The 3,028-nt window shown below is 50.9% G+C and carries 2 protein-coding genes; both read left to right on the top strand.

Translation table 11 applies throughout. From position 1 onward, the window contains the following. The coding region (locus tag VAE48_RS14470) for an amidohydrolase family protein (protein WP_322794037.1) at window positions 1-1,447 on the top strand (1,447 nt) is incomplete at its 5' end. Between the two features lie 33 nt (window positions 1,448-1,480). Further along, a complete protein-coding gene (locus VAE48_RS14475; protein ID WP_322794038.1) occupies window positions 1,481-2,962 on the top strand; it encodes a glycogen synthase in 1,482 nt (493 codons plus the stop codon). Window positions 2,963-3,028: the final 66 nt, after the last annotated feature.

Consider the following 3,028-nt stretch of genomic DNA (forward strand, 5'->3'; position numbering starts at 1 on the left):
CTGGAAGAATCATTCACTGATCATCCCGGCGGTAGCGCCGCACGCCCCCTACACCTGCACAGATGAAATTCTGCGTGCCTGCGCCCAACTGGCGATTGAAATGGATGTACCGCTCCACATCCATCTTTCCGAAACAGCTCAAGAGGTTGAAAACATGCGCCGGGAACAGGGAATGCCGGTGATCCCGTATGTAAAGAAACTGGGATTACTGGAGGCTAAAGTGATCGCAGCCCATTGCGTCCACGTGGATGAAGGTGAAATGCGCACCTTTCAGCACTATAACACCGGCATTGCTCACAATCCGTCTTCAAATCTAAAACTGGCTTCCGGTATTGCGCCGGTCAAAAAGATGCTGGAGTTGGGTTTGAACGTTGGCATCGGCACCGATGGGCCGGCTTCTAACAATGACCTTGATATGTTTGAAGAGATGCGCCTCGCCTCATTTCTGGCAAAAGGTTCTACCGGCGATCCCACTGCCCTTCCGGCTTTGGCTACCCTGGCAATGGCAACCTGTAATGGAGCCAAAGCTTTGCACGTGGATCATTTGACCGGTTCAATCAAAGCCGGTAAACGCGCCGATTTGATCGTTCTCGACCTTGCCCCAGTGCACAACTCACCCCGCTTTCAGCGAGATCCTCAGGGCATTTATTCTCAAATCGTGTATGCTGCCAAAGCGATGGATGTAAGCGATGTGATGGTCAATGGGCAATGGCTGATGCGCGACCGCAATCTGCTCACAGTAAATGAAGAAGAATTGCTGAAAGGGGCCGAGGATTATGCTAAGCGTATTGATATCTTCCTCATTCAGCGTGAGAAATCGCTCCTTTCCAAACTTCTCGCCTTAGGGGAAGCCACCGAAGAGGAAGAGAGTTTTGAAGTTCAGGTCAAAGTTCCGGTCGAGCAAATCGCCCTCATTCAAGATCGGCTCACCGATCCACCCTTTGAAATTTTACGCACCCGCCATTACCGTGAGTACGATGTGTATTTCAACTTTCCACCTCCGGAAGATTCGCGCCTGCGTTACCGCGAGGATCACTTCATTTCACCCACCGGGGAAGTCAACCGGGTGCGCACCCGTCTGACTTTGCTCGGACCCACCCGCGAATACTCTTTTCCCCAAAAAGTTTTGCTCTCCCGTAGCCGTTATTTAGCCACCGCAACGCAGAGTTTGCGCTTTTACCGTGAATACTTTAAACCCATCAGTGAAACCGAAATTGAGAAAGAACGACTGCGCTATCTGGTGCGCTATCAAGACATGGAGTTTTTCATCAACCTTGATCATGTGCAAAAACCCGAACTGGGGAATTTCCTGGAAATTAAGAGCCGCACATGGAGCCGTAAAGATGCTGAATTAAAATCCCGGCTGGTGGTTGAAATTTTGGAAAAATTAGGTGCATCACCTCAGCAAACCATTTCTCAGGACTACATCGAACTGGTCAAAGCATGATCATCCCGATAATCTCAAAAAGGACGGCCCAGAATGACAAAACAGGCCAATAAATCAACCATCAATGTGTTGTTTCTGGCATCAGAAGCTGCCCCGCTGGTCAAGGTGGGAGGACTGGGAGATGTAGCCGGTTCGCTTCCCCCTGCTTTGCGCCAATTGAACTCTCCTGTTTGGACAGGTCCGCAACTGGATGTTCGTCTGGTCCTGCCTTTTCATGAGGAAATCAAGCACAAAGTGCGCGAACCGCGTTTTGTTGCCTCTTTTTTGGTTGACCATCCCGGTGAAGATCTGCCTGCGAAAGCCTTTCTCACCGAAGTCAATGGGCTGCCCGTCTATCTCATTGAAGGGCCTCCGATTCTGCCGGATATGCCGGTTTATAGCAGTGACGCTGCACTGGACGGAGAAAAGTATGTTTTCTTTTCCCTTGCAGTATTGGAAATGATGAAACATCTCGATTGGAAGCCAGATATCCTTCATGCCAACGACTGGCATACAGCTGCCAGCCTTTACGCCTTGCAAATCCGCCAAAAGAACCAACCTGAGTTTCAAAACATCCGCAAAATCCTCAGTATCCACAACCTGCCTTTTATGGGCAAAGACGCTGAAGAAGCGCTGATTAAGTACGGCATTCCCCGTGCGAAAGACAAACGACTGCCCAGGTGGGCAACCCTGTTTCCCCTGCCGCTGGGTTTGCTGGCAGCCGATCGCATCATTGCCGTTTCTCCGGGTTATGCGGAAGAAATTTTGACTCCCGAATTTGGCTGCGGCTTGCAAGAATTCCTGAAAACACGGCGATCTTCGATATCAGGGATTTTGAACGGTTTGGATCAGGAATCTTGGAACCCCCAAACTGACCCGGCACTCATCGAGCATTATTCACCTGAGACACTGGAACGACGCTCCCTGAATAAGAAGACCCTTCAGGAGGACTTAAGCTTGCCCGTCGAAGCCGATACTCCCTTGCTGATTATCATCAGCCGGCTGGATCAACAAAAAGGAATAGACCTCGCTATTGCCGGGCTGCGCCAAATGGCAGCCCAAAACTGGCAATTAGTTTTACTGGGTACCGGCGACCCATTACTGGAAAGTGATTGCCGTAGTCTGGAAGCCGAATTCCCAGAGCGTGTCCGCGCTGTCATCCGCTTCGATGCCGGGTTCGCCCGCCGCATGTATGCCTCTGGAGATATTCTCTTGATGCCCTCGCGCTATGAACCCTGTGGGCTGGCGCAGATGATCGCGATGCGCTATGGTTGTGTCCCACTGGCACGCGCCACCGGTGGCTTGAAAGACACCATTCAAGATCATGATGATCCTGACCAGTCTACCGGCTTTTTATTCGAGGAGGCCTCACCCCAGGCCTTTACGGCTGCTCTGGAAAGGGCATTGAACCTTTATCCCAACACAGAGGTCTGGCGCAAAATTCAGCGCAACGGCATGCAGCAGGACTTTTCATGGGAAAAATCAGCCATCGAGTACGCCAAAATATACCTTGAACTGACGGAGCAAAGCAAATGAAAATCCGTAGTCTGATACTTGCCGGTGGAGAAGGTACACGTCTCAGTATTCTGACTGCAAAACGCA

The sequence above is a fragment of the Bellilinea sp. genome (assembly GCF_034432615.1).
GTDB lineage: Bacteria > Chloroflexota > Anaerolineae > Anaerolineales > Anaerolineaceae > Bellilinea.